Origin of the sequence: Pseudoalteromonas luteoviolacea NCIMB 1942 (genome assembly GCF_001625595.1) — a bacterium.
Lineage (GTDB): Bacteria > Pseudomonadota > Gammaproteobacteria > Enterobacterales > Alteromonadaceae > Pseudoalteromonas > Pseudoalteromonas luteoviolacea_A.
Window position 1 is genome coordinate 1 of record NZ_AUXT01000024.1, and the last position, 24,583, is coordinate 24,583.

Annotated in this window: 21 protein-coding genes; 6 read left to right on the top strand and 15 right to left on the bottom strand. The window is 40.8% G+C overall.

Features of this window, described 5'->3' with window-relative positions:
• From N482_RS02210 to N482_RS02240, 7 genes are all read right to left on the bottom strand, one after another.
• Positions 1–1,602, bottom strand: a 1,602-nt coding sequence (locus N482_RS02210) for a hypothetical protein (protein WP_196765288.1), incomplete at its 3' end; no start/stop codon positions are given.
• 974 nt (positions 1,603–2,576) lie between these two features.
• Positions 2,577–2,966, bottom strand: coding sequence for a hypothetical protein (locus tag N482_RS02215; protein ID WP_063375532.1), 390 nt, complete (start codon positions 2,964–2,966; stop codon positions 2,577–2,579).
• A gap of 99 nt (positions 2,967–3,065) precedes the next feature.
• The gene (locus N482_RS02220) at positions 3,066–5,750 is read right to left on the bottom strand and encodes an ATP-binding protein (RefSeq protein WP_063375533.1); all 2,685 of its coding nucleotides are present in this window, start codon (positions 5,748–5,750) and stop codon (positions 3,066–3,068) included.
• Between the two features lie 32 nt (positions 5,751–5,782).
• On the bottom strand, positions 5,783–8,014 hold the full coding sequence (locus N482_RS02225) for a TonB-dependent receptor (protein WP_063375534.1): 2,232 nt from the start codon (positions 8,012–8,014) through the stop codon (positions 5,783–5,785).
• A gap of 113 nt (positions 8,015–8,127) precedes the next feature.
• The gene (locus N482_RS02230; protein WP_063375535.1) at positions 8,128–10,374 is read right to left on the bottom strand and encodes an NAD(P)-binding protein; all 2,247 of its coding nucleotides are present in this window, start codon (positions 10,372–10,374) and stop codon (positions 8,128–8,130) included.
• An 18-nt stretch (positions 10,375–10,392) separates the two neighbouring features.
• The gene (locus tag N482_RS02235) at positions 10,393–11,352 is read right to left on the bottom strand and encodes a hypothetical protein (RefSeq protein WP_063375536.1); all 960 of its coding nucleotides are present in this window, start codon (positions 11,350–11,352) and stop codon (positions 10,393–10,395) included.
• Positions 11,353–11,376: 24 nt separating this feature from the next.
• Positions 11,377–11,988: a hypothetical protein gene (locus N482_RS02240; protein ID WP_063375537.1), complete on the bottom strand. Its 612-nt coding sequence runs from the start codon at positions 11,986–11,988 to the stop codon at positions 11,377–11,379.
• Between the two features lie 305 nt (positions 11,989–12,293).
• Between N482_RS02240 and N482_RS02245 the strand changes: the two genes are divergently transcribed.
• On the top strand, positions 12,294–13,157 hold the full coding sequence (locus N482_RS02245; RefSeq protein ID WP_081227665.1) for a TIGR02285 family protein: 864 nt from the start codon (positions 12,294–12,296) through the stop codon (positions 13,155–13,157).
• 35 nt (positions 13,158–13,192) lie between these two features.
• On the opposite strand, the gene ttcA is transcribed toward N482_RS02245, so the two are convergent.
• The 7 genes from ttcA to seqA form a co-directional block, all read right to left on the bottom strand.
• Entirely contained in the window at positions 13,193–14,086 is an 894-nt protein-coding gene (gene ttcA / locus N482_RS02250; RefSeq protein ID WP_063375538.1) for a tRNA 2-thiocytidine(32) synthetase TtcA, read from the bottom strand.
• A 206-nt stretch (positions 14,087–14,292) separates the two neighbouring features.
• Complete coding sequence (locus N482_RS02255; RefSeq protein ID WP_063375539.1) at positions 14,293–15,870, bottom strand: dihydrolipoyllysine-residue acetyltransferase; 1,578 nt, start codon at positions 15,868–15,870, stop codon at positions 14,293–14,295.
• 9 nt (positions 15,871–15,879) lie between these two features.
• A complete protein-coding gene (locus N482_RS02260) occupies positions 15,880–16,857 on the bottom strand; it encodes an alpha-ketoacid dehydrogenase subunit beta (protein ID WP_063375540.1) in 978 nt (325 codons plus the stop codon).
• A complete protein-coding gene (locus N482_RS02265) occupies positions 16,857–18,074 on the bottom strand; it encodes a thiamine pyrophosphate-dependent dehydrogenase E1 component subunit alpha (protein WP_063375541.1) in 1,218 nt (405 codons plus the stop codon). Before N482_RS02265 ends, N482_RS02260 begins: the two co-directional genes overlap by 1 nt.
• Positions 18,075–18,319: 245 nt before the next feature.
• Positions 18,320–19,351 (bottom strand): succinylglutamate desuccinylase, encoded by a 1,032-nt coding sequence (gene astE, locus N482_RS02270; RefSeq protein ID WP_063375542.1) that lies wholly within the window; start codon positions 19,349–19,351, stop codon positions 18,320–18,322.
• Between the two features lie 69 nt (positions 19,352–19,420).
• Positions 19,421–21,058 carry a phosphoglucomutase (alpha-D-glucose-1,6-bisphosphate-dependent) gene (pgm, locus tag N482_RS02275; protein ID WP_063375543.1) on the bottom strand — a complete coding sequence of 546 codons (1,638 nt, stop codon included), beginning with the start codon at positions 21,056–21,058 and terminating at the stop codon, positions 19,421–19,423.
• Between the two features lie 9 nt (positions 21,059–21,067).
• Complete coding sequence (gene seqA, locus N482_RS02280) at positions 21,068–21,616, bottom strand: replication initiation negative regulator SeqA (protein ID WP_063375544.1); 549 nt, start codon at positions 21,614–21,616, stop codon at positions 21,068–21,070.
• A gap of 126 nt (positions 21,617–21,742) precedes the next feature.
• Between seqA and N482_RS02285 the strand changes: the two genes are divergently transcribed.
• The 5 genes from N482_RS02285 (at position 21,743) to fur (ending at position 24,204) form a co-directional block, all read left to right on the top strand.
• A complete protein-coding gene (locus N482_RS02285; protein WP_063375545.1) occupies positions 21,743–22,516 on the top strand; it encodes an alpha/beta fold hydrolase in 774 nt (257 codons plus the stop codon).
• An 88-nt stretch (positions 22,517–22,604) separates the two neighbouring features.
• Positions 22,605–22,826, top strand: a complete 222-nt coding sequence (locus N482_RS02290) for a DUF2788 domain-containing protein (RefSeq protein ID WP_023399386.1) — start codon at positions 22,605–22,607, stop codon at positions 22,824–22,826.
• The gene (gene ybfE, locus N482_RS02295) at positions 22,826–23,104 is read left to right on the top strand and encodes a LexA regulated protein (protein WP_023399385.1); all 279 of its coding nucleotides are present in this window, start codon (positions 22,826–22,828) and stop codon (positions 23,102–23,104) included. Before N482_RS02290 ends, ybfE begins: the two co-directional genes overlap by 1 nt.
• 13 nt (positions 23,105–23,117) lie before the next feature.
• Positions 23,118–23,645 (top strand): flavodoxin FldA, encoded by a 528-nt coding sequence (fldA, locus tag N482_RS02300; RefSeq protein ID WP_063375546.1) that lies wholly within the window; start codon positions 23,118–23,120, stop codon positions 23,643–23,645.
• Between the two features lie 115 nt (positions 23,646–23,760).
• Positions 23,761–24,204 (top strand): ferric iron uptake transcriptional regulator, encoded by a 444-nt coding sequence (gene fur / locus N482_RS02305; protein WP_063375547.1) that lies wholly within the window; start codon positions 23,761–23,763, stop codon positions 24,202–24,204.
• Between the two features lie 68 nt (positions 24,205–24,272).
• Here fur and N482_RS02310 read toward each other — a convergent pair whose 3' ends face one another.
• Positions 24,273–24,578: a hypothetical protein gene (locus tag N482_RS02310; protein ID WP_063375548.1), complete on the bottom strand. Its 306-nt coding sequence runs from the start codon at positions 24,576–24,578 to the stop codon at positions 24,273–24,275.
• Positions 24,579–24,583 lie beyond the last annotated feature (5 nt).

Genomic DNA, 24,583 nt, shown 5'->3' on the forward strand with positions numbered 1-24,583 from the left:
GTAGTTAGCTAGACGCTTACGATCAGTAGGAGCCCATAAGGCATTGGTAAATGACATGCTCACATCCTCTTGTGATATGTCTCCCAGTACACCACTTACATCAATATCAAAAACAAAACTGCCCGTACCGTCATAGTCACAACTGTTTGTTGGCGCATATTCGATATTTGCCCGATGATCTGTGCCTAGATAGGTGCTTGTACTAGTGTCATATTCAAAAAATTGTCTTTGTGTGTACGCTTGCAATGTATGGTCGTTTCCAGGTCCTGCCCAGTTACAAATAAACCCTTGAATTAAGCCACTTGTTTGGTCGATATCCGTGCCATAGCCAAAATGAGCTTCTCCATTCTCAAGCGTGGCATCATTGAATCCAATGTTTAAAATACGGCTGTGTGAATCGTTTACACCTGCTTGCCATACATAGGCATAGTCTCCTGCTAGGCTGGTCAAATCAAAATTGGCGCCGAATATTGCAAAGTTTTCGCTCCAACCGTCTGGGTTATCGGTAATATGGTATTTGTTTTTCACATCAACCTGTTGATCACTATTAAATGCACCACTCACGGCATGCCCGCATAGGGTTGCAGCCCTAGCTTGAAGTGACATGTGTTGCGCGTCACGCTCATAGGCAAGCGACCCAACTAAAGTACGTTGGTTTTGAGTACAGTTGCCACCAGGGAACTCAATACCCGATACACCCGTTTCACCTTCAACAGAGTAGTTGAGTAAGCCTGTGTAGTTGGTCCTGTCCCCACTAGGCGTATGCGTCATAGTAAGATCTATGTCATAGCTACTACTACCCACGGTATATTCCAATGTGACATTGTATTGCCAAATACCTGAGTTAAGGCTAATGGAAGCCGCACTAAAATTTATATTTGACAGGCCCTTGCTGTTCATTTGAGAGGTCAAGTCAATAGACGCCCCATCCTCTGGCAAACCTGCTCCATCATCGATAGCCGCTGATACCATACTTGCCAAAGTCATCAATGCCATTCTCGAACGCTCTTTTGTTCCATCTAAAAGTGCATTGGTTTGCGCAACCGCACAAGCATTACCTTCACTATCACTTGCAAGCCAAAGACCTAGATCACCTGAAGGGAGCGTACCAGAATTCGTTGCAGGATCTGCTGAATTTGGATGCCCTTGATAACTAATCTGGGGACCAAAACAGTCAGCATTATTACCAGCTCTGTAGAACGACCTCACTCGAAATACATCTAATAAAGGCGTTTCTCCATTGAGTAATGCGTCAATTCTACGCGTGGCCCAAAAATATGTAGGAGAAGCAGGGCCTCGTGACAAATAAAGCCGCTCTTCTTCATCACTACTGTCTCCAAAAGGAGAGGCCACTACCATAGATTTTGGGAAATATAACCCACGCTCAAGTGTAACCGGATCTTGCATATCATCACTTTGATCGGTTGAATCATTATTCGAGTCATCACCTTGGTTACTATTATCGGAATCCGTATTGTCAGTAGGTGTTTCTTGTGGTGTCTCTTGTTCAGTCGGGGTGGCCTGCTGAGTATTCTCATCACTATCTGATGACGAGCAACCTACCATCAGAGAAGCCATAATTACTGGGATATATGATTTCATGTCTGCATACCTCGTTTGTCTAACCTGTATTTAAGTTAATTCAAATGTGACTGCTAGACAAAATTACGCTGTTTATAAATGTGATTAAATATTCAAAAAACACCCACTTTAGGATTGCTTTTTGAACCTTTATCGAAACATCATTCCGTGAATATTAATTCACCAACACCAACTATTAATTCACAAACCTTATAACCCGCGGAATTTTTTTGAATTATCTCTGCATTTCAAATTTTAGTACAATCAAACATGTTCAATACAATTTATTACATATTACAGTGAACTTTCGAACGTAGAGATGAAAAGCATAAACATAGGAGAATAATTAGCAGAGTCAGCCTATGACAAGAGCATTAAACCTTAGAGTAACTTACCTTCTAAGCAAGATATGACGATAAATTAGAGTAAGGTTTACTTGCTAGTCTGCACCACTACTTGCAGCGCGCACTCAAACGAGTGCCTACTAAAATCGCAGAGCCCTATTCACTTTTACAACAGAGACCAAAAACAAATTTTATCGTTGTCAATGTCTCTGGCCTATGCTGAAAATCTCGCCCACTCCTACCATTACCTTTCCTTCACAAGCACCGAGTTGCTGTGGCAATAGAAATAGTCTTACTGTATTTATCAGTATCCGTTCTCAGAGTATGGTTAAACTCAGTTGCTCCAAAAAGTATGTAATCAATTAATTAAGACTGCAGGACACATGATACATGTGCCGTTACCCTTTTGTTTAAACAAGTGCACGTCAGAGATTCGGTATGAATAGAGATAACCCACTCTCATACCCTTTTTGCTAGCGCCTATTCAACAAAAATAAGCTTTATCAGATATGATAGATAGGAAACAATGGAGAGTAAGAATAGGGTTATATTACACCTTGCTAAAAATTAACCCTTGTTTTTAGCAAGGTGTATACAGCTCTAATTTTTAAAGCTTCATTCCTTCACTGAAAGACGGTAAAAATCCAGTGATTATTTAACCTTCTTCCACACTTCGTATTCGACAAACTTACCGTTTTCAACAAGCTTGTGGTGCCATAAATTACCTTTTATTTCAAAGGTAAACGCCATTCGTCTGCCGATTAGGTTCTCAACATTACCTAATGTGACTACCTCTATAAAATAATTGTCTTTAATTTCATATGTACCACCTCCGGCATAATGAAATTTATTATTGCTGCTGGTAATGTAACTAAAGTGGGTGTTATTTATTATCTTTGTAGATGTAACTGTCGGTGCTGAAGCACTCACCTTACCTTCTGGAGTCGCATACTCTCCTCTCACGAACTCCCATGTACCAACTAGCGGATTTGCCAATAGTAACGGTGAGATAAAGGCAAAAGCCAGTAGTATCAATCGCATTAGATATTCCTTGTTGTCGCTTTTTGAAACATCTTTGCAGTATATTGCTTTGTACCCAATCACAACAACACTAAACATCTTAACTTGCAGAAATTTCAGCTACACAGCTTGATCACAATCGGACTCTTTAATCACTTGATCGATCAGTTCAAACAATCTAGTCAGTGCCTTTTCTACGTCTAGGAAATTCTCTTGCTTGAGCAGCTGATCAATCTGTGTGACAGTTTGGTAGATCTCGTGGCAGTCAAACATCGCTGATGTTCCTTTTAGCGCGTGAATAGATCGTCCCAACCCTTCGTAATCTTTATATTTAAGCTGGTTTTGTAACTGTACGAGCTGCTCGTGGAGTCCATCAATGTATTGCATTTTTAGCTGTTTGAACTCTGCATCAGGCAAACTGAGCTCTTCATCAACCGTTATGTTAAGGTAATGAGAAATTTTCTGAGCAAACTTTGTTCGGTCGATTGGTTTAGCTAAGTGATCTGTAAATCCGAGCTTTATATATCGCTCAACTTCATGACGCATGGTATTTGCTGTCAAGGCAATAACAGGCGCAGTGCATCCGGTTGCTTGGATAAAGTTAAATGCTTGTTCACCATCCATAACAGGCATTTGAATATCCATTAATATGAGATCAAACTCATTATCTAACACTGCTTGAACTGCCAATTGACCATTCTCAACTGCCGTGACATTCAGGCCCATTCTCTCCAGAATCCTTGTTATTAGCCGGCAATTATCACTATGGTCCTCTGCTAATAATACCTCCCCTTTCAGATCTTCCGACTCTACCTCAGGAAGTAATGCTTGACTGGTATTGTTTGAGTGATGGATCTCATCAAATGAATTAACCCAAGTTGTTTTTTCAGTTGTAAATAGACTTAAAGACAAGGTAAATGACGTCCCAGAACCAACTTCACTGTCTACTTCAATATCTCCGTCTAATTTTTGTGCCAAGCTCTTGGAGATGTTTAAACCTAGCCCTGTACCACCATATTTACGCGTGGTTGAAGAATCCGCTTGATAGAAGGCACTAAACAGTTCTTTTTGCTCCTCTGACGTCATGCCAATACCAGTGTCTTTTACACATATAAACAAACGCTCATCATTGCAACTCACCTCAATTGAGATTTTACCTACTGAAGTAAACTTAAGTGCATTAGATGTCAAATTTAACAGTATTTGTCTGAGGCGTGTTGGGTCTATCACCACATAGTCAGGTAGTGGAAACTGATAATTCAATTCAAATTCGAGCCCTTTATCTCGGATCTGCTTTCCTAGCAATGACTCAACATGTGCTATAGATTGAAATAAGTTTGCTTCAATCAGCTCAACCTCGAGCCTATTCGCTTCAATCTTTGACATATCTAGAATGTCGTTAATTAAACCCAGTACGTGCCGAGAATTCTGTAAAATGACTGTAATTGCGTGATTGCGCTCGTGAGGCTTAATATCCCCTAAAATAATGCCGTCTGCATAACCTATGATAGATGTCATAGGCGTTCGGATTTCGTGGCTCATATTCGCTAGGAAACGACTCTTGGCTTCGCTCGCATCACGCAATTCAGATGCCAGCTGCTCCAGCTCATAGGTACGTTTAAGCACTTTGGCTTCGAGGTTTTTATTAAGCTCAATGTTCTCTTCACTGGTTAACCGAACTTTATCTGCGACAGCAAATGCTAAGAACATTGCATCCAAGGCAACCCCAACCAACCCTAGCAAGTAAAGATTAACTGCAATCGGAGGAAGCATTCCTAAATTGGTAAAGTTGCCTATCATATTAGGAACAGCCATACACACATAAGCTAAAATAAAGTATCTCGCAGGTTTAAAGCCTTCTAATATTCTTAAGATACCAATATAAAGACCTAAACATAGAGCGACCCCTGTAGACATCGTGGCCCACAAAAATCCGAATCCAGGGAATAAAATGCTGAACGGAGTACCTATTGCAGCAACAATACCAACCCAAATTGAGGCTGAGGACAGATTTGGGTGTGTTTCTTTAAGTTTTAACAAGCAATTGTAAAACAAGGCATTGCTGATAGGCGATAAAGTGAATCCCAACCAGTGTAAATGCGGGGAGTAGAAACCAAACAGCTGATCAGATATATGGAAAAAGTGGCTCCATGCAAACACCATAGTCGCCGCAAAAATTGCGTAATATAGGTGAGTTAAATCTTTTGAGCCTATATAAATTAACAAGTTATAAAGACCCAATACAATACCAACACTAAAGCACAGGATCATTATGAGGTTATCAACAACGATCTGTTCTTTAAAGTCAGGGACCGGTACAAGCTCTAGCTTGATAGGTGTATAGAAAAAGTCGCTTTCAAACAGAGTGACAATGTAATACTTTTGATTAGGTATGAGTTTTACGGTATTACCATAGTGAAACGCAAACTCATTTTGTACCATACCGCCAGTGTAGTAGCGCTCGACACCAGATTTAGAATAAATCCGAGTTTCAATATTTGATAGCACGGTATTGTATGGATACAGTACGAGTTGCTCATACATAGACTCGTTGACAATTTCCGTTACTAACCAATACCGCCCTGAAAACAGCGCTCTTTCTGTTTGCGGCTCTAAACCTTGTGCCCAAATTTGAACCGAATCGAATGAGCCAGGAAAACGCGTATCATCTTTGGCAGCTAGCACTAAGCCTTTATCGTGCAAATTGACGCCACGATCAATTCCATCAAATACATACTCAACGCTTTTAACATGAGTTGAAAAAAGTACTGCAATTAAAAGCAAGATATATTTAATCAAATGCATTAAAACGCCTAAAGTAAGCTTTAATAGCTCGCTTAAAAGTTATAAGTAACATCCAATCCAACTCTCTGTCCTTCTCCTTTGAAGTCCTCTAACATGCCAAGGAATGAACTTAAATCAAACTTTAGATGACTATACTCTTTGTCAAACAAGTTTTTGGCCCACACGCCGACTTCCCAATCTGCATATTGATATGAAACATTGGCTCGCCAAAGTGCATAGCTTGCTTGATTTGCATATGGGTTTTGATTTTGATCGAAGTAGTAATCTGACTGAAAGTCCACACCGATCACTGTATCTAGTTCTCCACCCTGAATACTCACCTTGTATGCAAGCTCCGCAGCGACATTCCACTCTGAAGTAAATGGCAATCGATTGTCTGTTAATGTATTTCCTAATGGGTCTGTAAACTCTTCAAAGTTGGCCTCAGGAATATAACCGATAGCCAACCTACTCGATAGTTCATTTGTAATAGTGTAGTCAAGCTCGAACTCAGCGCCATAAATCATCGACTCCCCGACATTTTCAAGTAGTTGCAATGGTGGAGCGCCAGGAGTTGAGGCAGCTTGATTCATGAATACTTGCTGGTCTTGGTAATCATAATAAAACACAGCACCTGATACGAAGTAATCCGTTCCGTTTAACTTAAAACCTATCTCATGAGACATTGTCTCTTCAGGGCCATAGTCTGCTAATTGCGCTTGCTCCGCAGAAGACAGTAACCCCCCATTATATCCACCACTTTTACTACCATTTGCCAATGAATAGTAAATCAAAAGCTCATCCGATGGCGTGTAGTTCCAAGCAACCTTTCCTGACACTCCATCATCATTAACTTTACCAACAACGGTATAGAAAGGAATGATTGATCCATTTAAATCAGTGGGATTAGTAATGAAGTTCAAGCGAGAGACCGAATCATAATCTACAGACTCATCAGAGTATCGTATTCCAAGCGTAAACATATGATTTTCAGAAAGCTGCCACTCATACTGAGAGAACAGCGCTATGGACTTGGTAATTATCTCATTATCGTAAAAGAAAGTCGTAGTTAATTGCGGCGCTAGTACGCCACGAAAATCTCGCAAAATGTCATTGTGATTATTTTGGTAAATACGCTCTTCAAGATGAAATACACCAATAGTCAAATGGTCTTTCCCAAATTCAGCTTGGTACCTTAGTTCATTTGTCACTAACTCGCTTTTAAGTCCCAATTCGCCCTCACACAGTTGTGCTGGGCTACCATCACAGTTAAATGCATGATCTCTGTCCAAGCGATTAAAACCATTTAAGTAGGTCACACTTGCACTGTCATTTTGCTGCCATTGCAGCTCCAACCCCCAGCCTTTATAGATGCTAAGGTGGGGTGAATTATTATTTACTCGAACAGCCCAGAAACCATCATTACCATCATTGAAACCAAAGCTATCAACGCAACCAATTTTTCCCGCTTCAGATGGGGTACAGCGAACTTGGTTTGTGGGATCTTTAAATATCCCTATATTGCCAACCGGTTGAACAATGCCGTCCCAATGTCCATAATAGCCTTTTACGTAGGCACTCCAATTATCCCATTCACCTAAATAGCTAAAACGTAAATCATTTTGTGTCAAGCCCGCTTCTGGTGACGTTTCTAAAAGGTTATAGCTGGTATACTCATAGTCAGTGTGACTAAACGCAACTCGAATTGCACTTTCATCATTCAATCGTGCATTATAGGCACCTTGTGCTCGCCGCCAGTCATCGGTTCCTGCACCAAGTTTTACATAACCATAATTCCCGTCATCAGGACGTTTAGTTCGGACTAATAACGCTCCCCCGGTACTATTTCTTCCAAACAGAGTACCTTGTGGGCCTTTAAGTACCTCCACTTGCTCTATATCAAAAAGGTTAGCAATTTGGTTATTTGCCGAGCCAACACTTAACCCATCTACATACATTGCAATAGGCGATGTATTGGCGGTGTTGTAATCTAATAGTCCGATACCTCGAATATTAATTGCTGGAGGAGTTCCCTCGGCAGCATTTTGACTAATCTTTAGATTTGCGACAAACGTTCCGAGCTCTGTAACATCTTTCACGCCTTGGCTTTCTATTTGTTTTGCTCCAATTGTGGATATAGAAACGCTTACATCTTCGATATTTTGTTTACGCTTTTGAGCGTAAACTTCAATGGTTTCCATCGCACTTTCGTCAGCTGAAAAACTAACCGATGGGTTAACGAATAATAAGGATATTGATATTGATAAGGCAGAGAGTTTAAACATGTCCGTTCTCGTTAATATTAGCGGTGTTCACTTTGCTCACTTGAGTATAGTCCAAAAGAAAAGACCTCCAATAAAATTGCAGGCCTTTTCTGTTACTTAAGTTCTATTTTCTCTCAAGTTCCGTCGGGTTCAAAGCCATTTTCACCACTTATTTCTTCTGGAAGTCCACAAATTGCTCTTGAGGTTTGCATACCAGCCATAACAGCAGCTTCAACACATCCTGCATTAACGCCAGTTTTTATCCAATCACCTGTAATATATAAGTTTTCAAACAAGGTACCGTCTGTTTTCAACCTAAAATCACTACTACCTACTACCGACAATACGTAACGCTCACTGGGGTCGACATTTACGCGCCAATACTGCGTATCAAAACGCACGTCTGTTGATGGTGCTCCGGGGTCGTACACAACATCCCACATAAAGTTCCCCGCTGAATCATACGCTAAAGGCCAAAGTGGTTTCATTTCACTGTGAAGTTTTTCAACCGCGTTAACTTTAACTTTAGCCGTTTGTTCTTTAGGGAACGAATGTTCGCTACTGGGTGGGTAATAGTCGCAAGTAAATGCACTACAAAAATAGGCAATGTTACAGGGGGCATCATTTGGCCAGTCCTCAACTTCCAGTAAGTTTGACATTGCTGCCCATGTGTCAAAAGGCTGAGAAAATGCACTAAGAATTGGTCGCTCTTCACTTGGAGGAGTGTAATTAAAACCCAGTTGCTCGTCAGTCTTGTTAAGCCATACCTGAAAAGCCTGAGTCGCAACCGTTTTTACCTGCGTGCTCTGTTGCTCAAACGCATAGTCTAATGCCAATAATTCCGGACACAAATGCTCTAACGACCCAACAGAGATACCAAACACTACCTGATCAAAATCACGCATTCTCTTCAGTGTTTTTCTAGGTAAGGGGCGTTGGTAGTGCTGTTCGTATATTTGTGGCCAATCACTCCAAAATGACTCTAGATTGACATTGTGCTGCTTGAGTAACGAGGCTTGCTCTGCATCAATTTGCTCTAAACTGGGCTTGGCGGGCCAACATGGTAAACCTTTAACATAAACCAGAGGGTCGTACTGCCCATTCTTCAATGCCACCTGTTCAATTACTGAGATTTCCTCTACAACATAGTTACCGTTTTCGTCTTGCCCTGGTTTTAATGATTCAATTTGATTGAAAAACTCAAACTTAACGCCACGTTCACTGAGTAGCTCATAGATAGGCGAAAATATAATGTCTCCCATGCCTGCTTGCATTTTCCACATTACACCTCCTTTGTAGCACAACATGATCCTAATCATCGCCAGCGACGCTACACCGGCTTCTACATCACCATTTTCAAAATCTCCGTCGACATAACCAAAAACAAGATCATAAAATCCGCGAACCGGAGCCGATTCAACTGCATATTCTTTATCTGCGCCATTGCGTGCCAGCCAATATTTAAAATCATACTGATTTAGCACTCCGAACCCTTTAGCATGTACACGATCTCGGATCATACCAACCGTCATCGCAATAGCGAGATCCGCACAAATGTATGCGCGCCTAACAGCGGGGTTATCGTCAATAAGCTCAAGCGCTTCGCTACGTAACCAACGTTTCAACTTTCTGACGATATACCAAGTTACGAGTCTATCTTTTGTATTCGACAGCTTTTTATCTTTGGCTCTTAAGCTCATTAGCTCATGTAACTGTGATATAAGCAGTTTTGGCGTAGAGATTATATCCTGTGCCTCATCAACCGCACTGTCGAAAAATGAACGAACTTTGTCCTCAACGCTGTCTACTGCATCCGAAATTTCACTCGCGAGGTGCTGTAAAAGGCTTCTGTCTCTGCTTTTTCGCGTTTGTAACTCAACTTGCTTGTGAGAGGCTTCTATTGCTTCTTCTAATTCATCTATCCATTTATGCAACCAAGCAACAACGAGTTCTATCAGTTGCCAAAAATGAAGATCTAGTGTGCCGTCAGCTGGATTGCCATCAATAAGTGGAAAATCCACTGGCCATGTTTCCCATTCATTATCTATATACTCCTGCAAAACCACAAAACTATGCGGTTTGAGGGCTTGCTGCCAAGTGTGAATCGGAATTGTTGACGGCCTATTTAGTTCATTATAAACAGTTTCAATAGCGCGAAATGAGTTCACATAAGCCCCAAACCATACATGCAAGCCATGTTCTTCTATTCGTTCACCATATTCCGCGTTTCTGCCGCTGGCGCCTTTGCCACCGAGACGCCAACCTAGCTGGTATACGGTAATATCGTATGAATCCTGCCACTTTTCTTTCTCGGTAAGGTATACAGCCGCAGTCATGGCCGATACCCCTCCACCTAAGATAGCGATATTCTGTTTTGTCATGTTAAATCCTTACAATCATTACAAATCTGCAGTAACTATTTCTTTTGCACCGTCTTGATCAAAGTCCATGCAAAGGAAGTAAGGCAACTTGGCAAATTGCTCTCCCACCTTGATCCCGAACATTTCTTCTAAAGGAAAGGCATCAACCTGATTAAAGGTCACTTTGTATTCATCTTTCAAAAACCCTAATTTGTGGATTTTCTTCACTGTTGATGGAGAATGCACGACTGCACTGTAAACACTATTTTCAGCATACCCATCTGGAAATTGCTTAAATAGAATTTGAGCTAATTGAGGATTAGAGAAACCAGTAAACAAGTGCTTAAAGAAATCAATACCAACACCTAAATCAAGGACACTATTATGAATAAGGTCCGCAACCTCTTTACCAATTTCAATGGCTTCTTCAAACCATGTGTCGTCGTCAGCAACTCTTTCTATCGACAATAATTCGTACCAAGCCATTTTTTTATCTGCTTTAAATGGCTGAAACGTTTCCAAACTTAAGGAAAAATAATCGGCGCGATGTTGACTTGATGGCATCTGATATTTGCACAAATACTTGTTATATCCCCAAGTTTCTCGGCCATTCACCAAAGCGTTAATATTGTTTACCGTGATAAATGCTGGAAACCAATACAGATGCGTCATCTTATTCTCTTGTTTACTAATTTGAGCAATTGGTAGCCACACGATAATATCCGTCTCTTGCATATAACCATAATTACTAAAAGGCGGCACTTTAGAGGCGATATTTTCAATATCTGTAAAAGTTAGCAAGCAATAAGAAGACAAGGCTCTAAAAGCAATGTTTTCACTTGGTACTGAATTTAGCGTTAAATCTACATAGTTTTGGATGGTATCGAGCTCACCTTTTACAAAAAAGCCATACATCATTGCGTTAAGCATTCGGCATGGCGGTTTTGCTATGGGGTTTCCCGGGAAGTGTCGATAAGGAATACTAGGCTGATCTGACATACATAACTCCTTCTACTTTAAGTTTTACATAGTCAATTCTAGTCCACTTTTTATTCTCCGGTTGGCTAATTTTAACTTAATTGCTTGTTCGATATTACCTTGGCAAATTCGCGTATAATGCTGATATGCCTGAGCACAGAAGTTTTCAGAAAGCGAATTCATAAAACCATGTGAGTAACGTGTTCGATAGCAATTAACACCATGCACACTCGATAAGTGCTCTATTACTGGCTTTATATCAAAATGGTTTTCTTCATAGGGGAAATAGATATCGACATCGCACTTTGGGTGTAACTGCAAATGGTTGCGTATCTGACCTGGATAAAATGCAATAAGCTTAGTAGCGCTCTTTATGGGCATCGCAGCTAATGCTCGCCAGCTTGCCACAGCGCCCGCTGAAAACCCAATAATCAAATCAGGCTGTTTACTTGAAATGGCCTCGACGACCTTCTCAACATATTTGTCGTGGCCTGTCATTTCTATAAATTGCTGATAAACGGTTGGCTCATCCCTATCAATGTGCCCCTGTCTAAATGGATAAGGCGAACAAATGGCTGTGCTGCCATCTAATTCATTTACAAAACCTTCAAGGCTTTTGGTTTGACCGAAAATATCACTCACTACAAGCGTAATCATAGCATTTCTCTTATTATTGAAATTAACTTGATACGCCAACCCTGTATTCTACCCAAAGCGTTTGGTTAAAAACACTTTTGATTTACCTAAAAACAAGACCAATCCTTGAACAGACTCTATTGGCCACCGCACTTATTCCCACAAAAAGGTTGGTGTACAAACTCAAATGTAGCAAAAACAATAAAATTGTAAAATTAATTACAAATCTAAGTTTCTAAATTTAATGTAAGTAAGTTAGTTAGTCTAGGTTGGAAATTACGCCGTTTTTGCTAAGCTTTATTGATAAGAAAATAAGAGAGTTAAGCGTGCGCAAAACATTATTTTTGTTATTAATGCTAATTGGGCCTGCTAAAGCCAAGTCTATAGATTGGATCATCACTGATTTTCCCCCATATTACATGATCAGTGACGACCTAGAAGGTACGGGTCGAGAAGAGTTAGAAGGTACGGGTCGAGACGAGCTAGTGATCAATTTACTTCACGAACACTTACCTGATTACAGTGAAAAAAAAATATTTTTTCCTGCCAGCAGGGCTATTAAAGCGTTAAGTGATAAAAGAAAAACTTATTGCATGTTATCACTGTACAAAACCAGAGAGCGGCAAAGGTTTATGCACTTTAGCGACAACTATGCAACAATAGGCCTTTCTCCTACCCTTGCAATTTCGAATAAAACGCTCGCCGCATTAAACAAGCAGCAGCTTGAAACAGTGAGCTTAAAGCAGTTTATTGAAAAAAATAATTTAGTGTTAGGCGTTGTCATGCAACGCTCTTACGGCAGTGTTTTAGATGATATCATTAAATCTCTGCCTAAAGAACAAGTGCTCACAAGACCAGGGCAAGACGCATTAGAGAGCTTGACAAATATGCTCATTAAGAACCGAGTAGATGCTGTTATCGGATATCCGAGCGAACACCATTATATACATAAGCTTACCCATACCAGAGCGCAGTTGTCACAACTGCTGCTCGATGACATAGCGCCACTGGCGTATGGTTATGTAGGGTGTACAAAGAACGATAATGGTAAGCAAATTATCAGTATGATAAACGAAACCATACCAGAACTGACTAACTCTCAAGCCTTCAAGAGCATCATGGTCAAGTGGCTGCCATGTTATTTAGAAACTAAGTTAGATAAATTATTGAAAGGCAAAGTAAGTTCTTAAACCAGACACGCGAATATGTATCTGGTTCAGATTTTTTAGATATTCGTTACATCAATAAACAAAGATTCATCGATGTTAGTTGACGACACTGTCGCTTCACTAAACTGATATTCGCCCCTTTGTGCTTCCCGGTCGATTGGTAAATTTTCAAAATCAAATAGATTCGTATCAGCTAGCTGGCTTGGGCTTACATTTTGCAGTGATTTAAAAATACTATCTACGCGCCCTGGTGTCTTTTTATCCCACTCAACCAACATCGCCTTAATATTTTGTCTTTGCAGATTTTCTTGAGAGCCACACAAATTACAAGGGATAATTGGAAATTGCTTATGCTCTGCATACTTAATCAGATCTTTTTCACGACAATACGCTAATGGTCTAATGACCACATTTCTTCCATCATCTGAGCGCAATTTAGGCGGCATTGCTTTTAATCTAGAACCATGGAACATGTTCAAAAACATAGTTTCAACGATGTCATCCATGTGGTGACCCAGTGCAAGTTTACTTGCACCAATCTTTTCCGCGAAAGAATATAAAGTACCGCGGCGTAATCTTGAACATAAACCACAGGTCGTTTTACCTTCAGGTACTTTTTCTCTCACTACTGAGTATGTATCTTTATCAACAATGTAGTATGGGATATCTAAACTCTCAAAGTATTCAGGTAAAATATGTTCAGGAAAACCAGGTTGCTTTTGGTCTAGGTTAACAGCGACAACATCAAATTTAATCGGTGCAGCTTTTTGCAGGTTAAGCAATATATCAAGCATTGCAAAAGAATCTTTACCGCCGCTAATGCAAGCCATTACAACATCACCTTCTTCGATCATATTGTAGTCTTTAATTACGTTACCAACGTTTCTACGCAGTTTCTTTTGCAACTTATTAAATTCAAGTACTTCTTTTCTATCGTCTTTCTGATTCATTACGACTTCTCAGGGCCCCACAAAACGGCTTATTTAATTGCTACGGGTAAAAAATTTTTAGGGTGTGGATTATACGGACTTTTACAACCAGTTGGAATATATCCGTGTAGATAAACTATAGCGACTGGGGTTGTTTTTAAACAAAAAGTAAAACGCCTCCAAAACAAAGGCTTTGGAGGCGTGTAAAGGTCCTTTACAATATAGATTTAGCGCATAGCCATCATCATTTTTGCAGGCTCCTCCAAGTAAGATTTCCAAAGGTTATTGAATCGGGCAATTGTGCCACCATCAATAACTCGATGATCTCCCGACCAACTTACTTTCATGATAGAACGTGATACCACGTTACCATTCGCATCAAAACGCGGTAAATGCTGTAATTTACCCAGAGCAACAATTGCCACTTCAGGTTTATTAATGATTGGCGTTGCAGTAGTACCGCCAATTGCACCGATATTAGATATCGAAATTGTGCCACCTTTAAGTGCATCAGGTGATACGCGCCCTTCTCTGGCTGCATCCGTTAACTTAGTAACAGCTTCCGCAACGTCCACAATCGACTTATTCTGGCAACCTTTAATATTAGGAACCAGTAAACCTAGTTTACTGTCTACTGCCATACCAATATTGTGATCGTCAAAATAAGTAATTTCTGTACACTCATCATTAACTTGCGAGTTTAGAATTGGAAACTCTTTTATCGCTAAAGACAGCGCTTTGATGAAGAATGGCATCATTGTAAGTTTAATACCTTGCTTCGCATACTGCTCTTTTAATGACACTCTCAGCGCGATTAGCTCCGTTAAGTCAATTTCATCACTGTAGGTAAAATGTGGAATGGTAGACACTGAAGCAACCATCTGCTTAGCCATCGCAGCTTTCATACCACGAATTGGTTCCACATGTGTACCACCAGAGCTTGTTACAACAGTTTCTGGTGCAGAAACTTTCTCAGGCGAGGATAAAACTGGCGCTGCCGCTTGACCGCCCTTCAGATACTTTTCTAAATCTTCCTTATAAACACGACCGTTTTTACCGCTGCCTTGCACCAAACGAATATCAATATCCATTTCACGCGCACGCCTTCTTACAGCTGGAGACGCAACCGCTTTGGCTGAAACAGCTTTGCCGTTTACTGAGTCACTACTTGGCTGAGCCGGTTGCGGTTTATGTATTTCTAACTGAGCTTCTACGGATTGTGCAGGTGCACTCTGTGTACCCGCAGAGCCAGAAATACGTACCTGAAATAGAGGACTATGTACCTGGGCAATATCACCTTTTTGATAATAGAGCTTTTCAACAACGCCGTCGTACTTTGCAGGGATCTGAACCAGTGCTTTGTCTGTCATTACATCACAAACTGCCTGATCTTCTTTGATCTCTTGCCCTTCGGATACTAACCACTCTACGATTTCACACTCAACAATCCCCTCACCGATATCTGGTAAGATAAAGTCTTCAAGGTGTGAACCCGTTACTGGTGCGTACTCAGTTGCATTTGAGTTTTCATTACTATTAGTCTCTGTGGCTTGTGGCGCAGAATCGCCTGCTACATCCATCGCGAATAACGGTTCGTGCACTTTTGCAATGTCACCTTTTTCATAGTGCAGCTGAGTGATCACACCATCATGTACAGCTGGAATTTGTACAAGGGCTTTGTCTGTCATGACATCACAAATCGGCTGATCTTCTTTTACTGTATCGCCAACCGCAACCAACCACTCTACAACTTCGCACTCTACGATGCCTTCGCCGATATCTGGTAAAATAAATTCTTTAGACATGACTTATCCTTAAAATTCCACTGACTTTTTAATCGCTTCAAACACTTTCAGTGCATCAGGCACATACTCTTTTTCAAGTGACAATGGGTAAGGAGTATCGAGTCCACACACTCGCTCAATTGGCGATTCAAGATGCAGGAAACACTCCTTTTGAATCGTTGCTGCAATCTCTGCACCAAAGCCATTAGTAATAGGCGCCTCATGGCTAACAACTAAACGCCCTGTTTTAGTTACTGACTTGATCAGTGTTTCTGCATCCCAAGGTAAAATCGAGCGCAAGTCGATTAGCTCACAGCTAATTCCTGCTTCTTCAGCTTTTTGAGCGGCTTGTTCAATAATTTCCATTTGGGCACCCCAAGCAAGCACAGTTACATCTGAGCCTTCTTTAACGACTTCAGCTTTACCAATTTCAATGCTGTAATCTTCTTCAGGTACTTCACCTACAGACGCACGGTAAAGTCGCTTAGGTTCAAAGAAAATCACTGGGTTGTCGTCTTTGATACACGCCCTTAATAAGCCCTTTGCTTGATAAGGGTTACGCGGCACAACCAACTTTAAGCCAGGTGTATGAGCAAAGTAGGCTTCCGGTGATTGAGAGTGGTATAAACCACCTGCGATCCCCCCCCCATATGGTGTACGGATTGTTAAGTTTCCTACGTTAAATTCATTACCTGAACGGTAACGGAATTTGGCTGACTCATTTACGATTTGGTCAAACGCTGGAAAGATGTAATCTGCAAATTGAATTTCAGCAAGAGCTGGGGCGCCAAAAGCAGCCAAGCCATTAGCAAAGCCAAGTATTCCCTGCTCTGTCAAAGGTGTATTAAAAACACGGTGCTTACCATACTTTTCTTGAAGACCTGAAGTCGCACGAAATACACCACCAAAATAACCAACGTCTTCCCCAAAAATACAAGCTTGTGGGTGCTCAGCCATGCTGATATCTAACGCCGAATTAATGGCGTGTAACATATTCATCTTAGCCATTATTTGATTCTCCCTGCTGTTACTGGATAGGCGTCCGGATATTTTTTGATATGCTCTTTTAGATCTTCATATTGCTGTTGTAGAGCTGGAATTGGTGTGTCGTAAACGTCAGAAACAAGCTCTTCTAACGCTGGCTTTTGTATCTTTTCAGCCACTTTTAACGCAGCTAAAATCTCTTCTCTGATCTTATCTTTGATAGCCTCGTCTTCATTTTCATCTAGCCAACCTTGTTTTTGTAGCCAAGTTTTAAATCTTGCTACAGGGCAGCTATTTTTAAACTCAGCTTCTTCGTCTTTTGTGCGGTAGCCCGATGGATCGTCTGAAGTTGAGTGCGCACCTAAGCGATAAGCAATAGACTCAATAAGCACAGGTTCGCCTGTTGTTACTGCGATTTCACGCGCTTTTTTGGTAGCTTCATATACAGCTAGTGTATCCGCGCCATCCACACGGATTGTTTTAATACCGTAACCCACACCACGTGAAGCGATGCCATCCCCTTTGAATTGTTCGTCAGCAGGTGTAGAAATCGCATATCCGTTGTTACGAGCAAAGAAGATCACAGGTGCTTTGTGCACTGCCGCCATATTCAGACCAGCGTGGAAGTCACCTTCAGAAGCGGCACCCTCACCGAAGTAACATATTGTTACGTTGTCTATTTCTGAACTCAACTCTCCTGAAGCTTTATCAATGTGCTTGAGTTTTTGGCCGTAAGCATACCCTGTCGCCTGAGGAATTTGAGTTCCTAATGGAGAAGAAATTGTTAAGTAGTGAAGTTCATTCGAACCATAGTGAACCGGCATCTGACGGCCTTTACCTAAATCTTTTTCGTTTGAAAAAAGCTGGTTCATAAACTGTTCTAACGTGAAACCACGGTAGTGTAATGCAGCTTGTTCACGGTATTGTGCCATGATCATGTCATCTTGCTTTAATGCAGCAGCACTTGCTGTGATTGCTGCTTCTTCGCCCAAACACTGCATGTAAAAACTGATACGGCCTTGGCGCTGCGCAGCTTGCATACGTTCATCCAACAAACGGATAAATCTCATTGTGCTATATATCTTAAGCGCCGTTTCTTTATCTAGCTCTGATGCTGTAGCACCATCCAAGATATCACCTTGCTCACTTAAGATTTTTAATGTTGGAATGTTAAGCGCATGACCATCGATGAATTCGAGTGCATGGCTTATATTTAACGATATGTTATTGGGGTTAGTCATAACCTACCTTCTCTTGTTGTCATCGCCAATTTGCAATACTTGCAGTCAATAGCATCGACATAAAGCCCGCGAATAGAGTTTTGAATAATTAGTGCGGTAAATGCAAATTACTTAAATTAAAGCTTTTGCCACTTTACGTTAACGTAAACGGTTATTCAACTAATCCTAGATGAATAACCGATAATTTGCATTTTTATTCTGGAAAGATTTCGATACGGCTATAAAAACACCTTTATTTCATATGGTTAAATAAAGTTTTCGTTTACTTCCATCGGAATTACGGTTAACAATGCACGTTGACCGAGTGCAACTTTAGCATTTGGGAAGATGATTGCCTCACCTTCGACTTCCGCAAAAATCTGATTTTCGCCGTCGGTGGCTAATAATTCACCTTTAGCAAAACCAGTGAAATTTACAGCACTGTCGGGGAATGGGAAAGAAAAGTCTTCACGAGTGCGATTTATTGTTCTGTGCACTGTAAACAATTCGAAATCTTCCGCATTAAATCTCTTATATTTTACCTCTTCTTGGCTAATTAATGCTTTTAAAGTTTGCCTTGTAGCTTCGAAACTCGCCATATTGTTCTGACCAAACGGCTTTACCTGTCCAAGTTCGACTGTAAATGCGTCTGCACCAAATTGCTTTGAAGAAAAATAGCTAAATGTAGTTGCTGCGGAGCTCATCATTAAAACAGTATTCACACCGCAAGATAATAAGAATTGGAGTTGTGACTTTTTCCACGGTTTACCATGCAAAAATGGGTAAACCGCAAACTTTTCATTTTTAGAACCCCTAATAGCAGTATGTAAATCATAGTGCGCGCGGTAACGACCTTCCTCAACAGTGGTAAAGAAAGTACGTACATAAGCCTCTAATTTAGCAGCTCTCACTTGTTCAGGGTTTTCTGAGCGATTTTCATGCGCGCCATTGAACAAACGATTTAAGTTTTCATCCACAAAACGCTGGCCGATATTGATCGATTTAGGGTTACCATAAATGAACAATACACGCTGTTTTAACTCGAGTTTACCCAGAATAATTTGTTGAATTAGCTCATCACAAATTTCAATAGGTGCAGTCTCATTACCATGCACCGCACTAGAAAATACGATGTCTTTACTGGTTTTGCACTTCGGCGTGAATTCAATAACACCGGTATCGATTACTTTAACCTCTGTACCATTGGCCAAGGTAAACTGGCTCGGCTCAAGTGAAAATTCATTTTCACGAGTTATGGTTAGAAAGTCGCCTGTTGTTTTTAATGTATCAAGGTACATACTGTCACCTTATGAGAGATAGAAAAAAGAAAAGGCCATTAATGAATGGCCTTTGAGGATTGTATTAACTTAACTAATAACACTATCTACTAGTGCTTTCGCTGCGCTTTCCAGTTCAGCTAAGTGTGCCTCACCTTTGAAAGACTCTAAATAAATTTTGTAAATGTCTTCTGTGCCAGACGGCCTTGCAGCAAACCAACCAGACTCCGTTACAACTTTCAAGCCACCAATCGCTGCACCATTGCCAGGCGCATGAGTTAGAATATCGGTAATCTTATCACCAGCCAGTGTCGTCGCTGTCACATCTTCAACGCTCAAAGCCTTCAAACGCGCTTTTTGTGGTTCAGTTGCAGGTGCATCAATTCGCTTATAGCTTGGCGAACCAAACTGTTGCTCTAATTCACGATATCTCTCAGACGCCGTTTTGCCTGTTACCGCTAATATTTCAGCTGCCAACAAGCCAAGAATAAAGCCATCTTTATCTGTGTTCCAAACGTCACCGTTCTTTCTTAGGAAAGATGCACCAGCACTTTCTTCACCGCCAAATGCTAGCCACTTGTCGCTTAGCCCTTCCACAAACCACTTAAAGCCAACTGGGACTTCATAGACTTCATGCCCGAGGTTACTAACAACTTTATCGATCATGCCACTAGAAACTAACGTTTTGCCCACTTTGATATCTTTTGCCCAATCACGATGTTGCAGCAAATAATCGATAGCAACCGCCAGAAAGTGGTTTGGATTCATCAAACCGTCTTTCGTTACTATTCCATGGCGGTCATAATCAGGGTCATTGCCTATGCCAATATCATAGTCGTCTTTCAGTGCAATCAGATTAGCCATTGCGAATGGCGACGAGCAGTCCATACGAATTTTGCCATCTTTATCTAACGGCATAAACGCAAAACGAGGATCAACTTCATCATTGACGACCGTCAACTTCAAGTTATAACGCTCAGCAATTACAGGCCAAAAATTAATGCCCGAACCACCTAATGGATCGATACCAATATTTACCCGTGCTTTCGCAATGGCGTCTAAGTCGATTACATTAGCCAGGTCTTCAACATATGGCGTGATCAAGTCCTCATATTTGATAAAACCAGAGCGCTTGGCTTTAGCAAATGGAAATAACTCTACTTCGACTAAGTCTTCACGCAATAATTGATTTGCTCTTTGCTCAATCCAATTCGTGACATCTGTATCAGCTGGTCCACCGTTTGGCGGGTTATATTTAAAGCCACCATCCTCTGGCGGGTTGTGTGATGGCGTCACGACAATCCCATCGGCTAGCTCCTGAGGGTGTGTCCTATTGTGACCAACAATCGCATGGCTGATAACCGGTGTTGGTGTGAAGTCATCTCCCTCTTGGGTAATCACTTGTACCTCATTGGCAACAAGAACTTCAATTGCTGAGTTAAATGCAGCCTCTGAAAGCGCATGTGTATCTTTGCCCAAGAAAAGCGGACCAAAAATATTGTTTGCCTTGCGGTAGTCACAGATTGCTTGTGTGATAGCCAAAATATGTGATTCGTTAAATTTCACATTATATGAGCAACCACGATGGCCAGAAGTGCCAAAAGCAACACACTGTTCCGGATTAACTTCTAAATCGGGCTCATTTAAATAATAAGCTGAAACCAGCTTTGGAATATTCGCGAGCTGGGATTTGGGAGCTGGTTTGCCTGCGTTTGGATGGTTTGCCATCACATTTCCTTATAGGTAGTCTCGAATGGTTTCTGCTTGTTGCTGAGAATAACCTAAGTTTAGGGCTACTTCGTGCAACATCATCTTTTTACGCGTGGTATTTGAATTGGTCATGACCCAGTATTCACTATCAGTGATATTTTTTGGATTCATACTGCTCCCACTTTCAAGTAACGCTTCTTTACTTTTTGCAAAGTAAATTCTATCTCGCCCTTTAATTTCAAGTACTTTATGAAACTGGGCTTTATGTGTTCTGTGAAATGCAGCCAAAATAAATAAAAACCTGCCCACTACGCCCTTTTGCATAGCAAGCTCTTCTTTATTCAAGATGTTAAACACATTTGCTGTTTCTTTTACTGGCTCAGGCTTCTCTTCAACCTCTTGAACAGGTTGAGTTGGTTCCGCTTTTTCATCTTCGGTTATCGCTGTTACCGAATCGACCTGTGAAGGCTCTAACTCTAATAAACGACGCAGGATCTGTGAGGCGCTCTCACCAATACTCTGCGTATTGCTTGCAATGTATTGATATAGCTCGTCATCTATTTCTATTGTTTTCATGCTTGTCCTGTCATTTTGTACATATACCGCATCTGCGATGGATTATATCTAAATTTATCTTATTCCTCTACGGCTTTGATTTTTGAATTAACACTGGCAAAATAGTCCCGCAAACTTGGAGGTAATATGTTACTCAATTTTAAACAAAGTGGATTGGACCAAAATAACGACAGAACAGTCATTCTGATTCACGGTTTATTTGGCTCTTTAGAAAATCTAAATGTCATCGCCAGAGCTCTGGAGCCCAATTTCAATGTCATCAATGTCGACCTTAGAAATCATGGTCGCTCTTTTAAAAGTGACGACATGAATTACCAAGTTATGGCGGCAGATGTACTCTCGCTTATAAGCCATCTAGGTCTCGAAAATGTTATTTTGGTTGGCCACTCCATGGGCGGCAAAGTCGCTATGCAAGTGGCGATGCTTGACGAACAAATCGTCGATAAGCTCGTCGTCCTCGACATTGCGCCGGTAGACTATCACCCTAGACACAACACTATCATTGCCGCTCTTAATGACGTTACCCAGCAATCACCTGCAAGTCGAAATGAAGCCGACAAAATCATGTCTAACTATATTGAAGAGCTCGGAGTCAGGCAGTTTCTATTGAAAAGCCTTGCGAAAAACCAGCAAGGCCAACTTCAGTGGCGTTTCAATTTGTCGGTTATCGAACAAAATTATTCTAGTATTATATCCAACATAGATACACCTCGTACCTGTTTGTGTGATACGCTCTTTATAAAAGGAAACAACTCCGATTATATTCTGGCAGAACATAGAGAAGCTATTGTCGGCGCTTTTGCAAAAGCCAAAGCAAAAATCATTCAAGGTGCCGGTCATTGGCTTCATGCCGAAAAGCCAGAAGCTGTCAATCGTTCAATTATTGATTTTATTCAATAATTGTCAGAGATTTTTATGCGGGGCAGCTTAATTTATTGTAGATAAATATGCTATAGTAGCCGCCGTTTAAGGTTTTAGTAGTGCAAAGATGATCAGTCAATACATAAATGAGTTTGAAACTCTTGGTTTTTACTTTGCTCTCGCATGTATATTCTTTCTTATTGGAATGGCGATACAGGACGTTCTAAAGAAGGGTGACGTGCCTAAATTTGGTCGATACATCGTCTGGCTGGTGTTGTTTTTAGGTTGTTCTGGTTTCATAGCCAAAGGTGTTATCCAAGTGTTTTGGCAAGGTGCGGGTGTTGGTTAATGGCCAAGTCTGAATTAGATAGAACAACTATCGACTTATTTGAAAATGAAAAGCGCCCTGGTCGGCCCAAAACAAATCCCTTACCTAGGGAGATGCAGCTTAAGATCAACAAGCGTAATCAAATTAAAAGAGATAGAGCAAGAGGGTTAAAGCGTGTAGAGTTCAAAGTTTCTTCAGAACTTTATCAAGCTTTGAGTGATATGGCAGAAGAGCAGAATATCAGCCGTAGTGCACTCATAGAGACCATCTTGCAAGAGAAATTAGCGATTAATAGATAAAGGTAAGTAATTAATGGCAAGCGTAGGTATTTTTTTCGGCAGTGATACGGGTAACACCGAACACGTTGCTAAACAGATCCAAAAAGAATTAGGCAAGAAATTAATTGATGTTAAAGATATTGCTAAAAGCAGCAAAGCTGACATTGCAGAGTTTGACCTAATTTTATTTGGTATCCCTACTTGGTACTATGGTGAAGCACAATGTGACTGGGATGACTTTTTCCCTGAGTTAGAAGAAATTGACTTCGAAGGTAAACTAGTTGCTATCTTCGGTTGTGGTGATCAAGAAGACTACGCCGAGTACTTCTTGGATGCAATGGGCATGGTAAACGACATTGTAACCGAGCGCGGTGCTATCGTTGTGGGACATTGGTCAACTGAAGGTTATGAATTCGAAGCTTCTAAAGCACTTGTGGATAACAGCCACTTCGTTGGTCTTGGTATAGATGAAGATCGCCAGCCAGAGCTAACTGAGCAACGTATTAAAGCTTGGTGCGCGCAGGTTTATGACGAAATGTGCTTGAGCGAGCTAGAAGATTAATTATTGAATTAACAAAACAAGCTTTGACTTGTTGCCCGTGCACGTTATTCTTAAGAAAATGTTCGTGCTTATTCTTAAGAATTGAAGTAAAAGAAATTAGATTGAGACAGATTAAATGACTGATCACAACTTAGAGCTTAAAAAGGCGGGCTTAAAAGTCACCTTACCGCGAATTAAAATTCTAGAGATTTTACAATCTCCAGAAAATCAACATATCAGCGCTGAAGACGTATACAAGATTTTATTAGACAAGGGCGAAGAAATTGGCCTTGCTACTGTATACCGTGTTTTAAACCAATTTGATGACGCTGGTATTGTGACTCGTCACCACTTCGAAGGCGGAAAATCTGTTTTTGAATTATCGGGCAGCACACACCATGATCACTTGGTATGCTTAAAGTGCGGCAAAGTTATTGAATTTGAAGATGACGTCATAGAAACTCGTCAAATTGAAATTGCAACCAGCAATGGCATTAAACTGACCAACCACTCTTTGTACTTGTACGGTGAGTGTGTCGATGAAGAAGCTTGTAGAAAGTTTACTGAGTCAGAAGACTAATAATAGCGTAAAGGCTATTTCGATATTGAAGCCAGCGCTATGCTGGCTTTTTTATGGATAAATTATTCCTACGTTACAGTTTTCTCTAATTCGTATAAAGCATCAGCAACACGCTTTAAATCTACTTCGGAAACAAAATCGTCCGACAATGTTAAAATCGCATTTAGATTATTTTTTAGCTTATCTTTACACATAGGCTCCGGTTTAAGCGCGGTTTGCAATAAGTGAAGGGACATGTCTGCTATCAGTAAGCGCTGCTTTTCAGGCCATGATTCGTCTCCTTGAACTGCTTTATGACGCACGATTGCCTGCTCTACTTCGTCATGGATCCCCCAACTTAACGTTAAGATTTCCTGCCTTTTATCTTTGTCCATAATTC

What these genes read in the sequence shown, in the direction of transcription:
- N482_RS02220 (WP_063375533.1), bottom strand. Translation starts at nt 5,750, where the DNA reads ATGCATTTGATTAAATATATCTTGCTTTTAATTGCAGTACTTTTTTCA.
- N482_RS02260 (WP_063375540.1), bottom strand. Translation starts at nt 16,857, where the DNA reads ATGGCTAAGATGAATATGTTACACGCCATTAATTCGGCGTTAGATATC.
- fur (WP_063375547.1), top strand. Translation starts at nt 23,761, where the DNA reads ATGACTGATCACAACTTAGAGCTTAAAAAGGCGGGCTTAAAAGTCACC.
- fldA (WP_063375546.1), top strand. Translation starts at nt 23,118, where the DNA reads ATGGCAAGCGTAGGTATTTTTTTCGGCAGTGATACGGGTAACACCGAA.
- N482_RS02230 (WP_063375535.1), bottom strand. Translation starts at nt 10,374, where the DNA reads ATGACAAAACAGAATATCGCTATCTTAGGTGGAGGGGTATCGGCCATG.
- N482_RS02235 (WP_063375536.1), bottom strand. Translation starts at nt 11,352, where the DNA reads ATGTCAGATCAGCCTAGTATTCCTTATCGACACTTCCCGGGAAACCCC.
- N482_RS02255 (WP_063375539.1), bottom strand. Translation starts at nt 15,870, where the DNA reads ATGTCTAAAGAATTTATTTTACCAGATATCGGCGAAGGCATCGTAGAG.
- N482_RS02310 (WP_063375548.1), bottom strand. Translation starts at nt 24,578, where the DNA reads ATGGACAAAGATAAAAGGCAGGAAATCTTAACGTTAAGTTGGGGGATC.
- N482_RS02240 (WP_063375537.1), bottom strand. Translation starts at nt 11,988, where the DNA reads ATGATTACGCTTGTAGTGAGTGATATTTTCGGTCAAACCAAAAGCCTT.
- N482_RS02290 (WP_023399386.1), top strand. Translation starts at nt 22,605, where the DNA reads ATGATCAGTCAATACATAAATGAGTTTGAAACTCTTGGTTTTTACTTT.
- N482_RS02285 (WP_063375545.1), top strand. Translation starts at nt 21,743, where the DNA reads ATGTTACTCAATTTTAAACAAAGTGGATTGGACCAAAATAACGACAGA.
- N482_RS02225 (WP_063375534.1), bottom strand. Translation starts at nt 8,014, where the DNA reads ATGTTTAAACTCTCTGCCTTATCAATATCAATATCCTTATTATTCGTT.
- seqA (WP_063375544.1), bottom strand. Translation starts at nt 21,616, where the DNA reads ATGAAAACAATAGAAATAGATGACGAGCTATATCAATACATTGCAAGC.
- N482_RS02265 (WP_063375541.1), bottom strand. Translation starts at nt 18,074, where the DNA reads ATGACTAACCCCAATAACATATCGTTAAATATAAGCCATGCACTCGAA.
- N482_RS02215 (WP_063375532.1), bottom strand. Translation starts at nt 2,966, where the DNA reads ATGCGATTGATACTACTGGCTTTTGCCTTTATCTCACCGTTACTATTG.
- ttcA (WP_063375538.1), bottom strand. Translation starts at nt 14,086, where the DNA reads ATGAATCAGAAAGACGATAGAAAAGAAGTACTTGAATTTAATAAGTTG.
- ybfE (WP_023399385.1), top strand. Translation starts at nt 22,826, where the DNA reads ATGGCCAAGTCTGAATTAGATAGAACAACTATCGACTTATTTGAAAAT.
- astE (WP_063375542.1), bottom strand. Translation starts at nt 19,351, where the DNA reads ATGTACCTTGATACATTAAAAACAACAGGCGACTTTCTAACCATAACT.
- pgm (WP_063375543.1), bottom strand. Translation starts at nt 21,058, where the DNA reads ATGGCAAACCATCCAAACGCAGGCAAACCAGCTCCCAAATCCCAGCTC.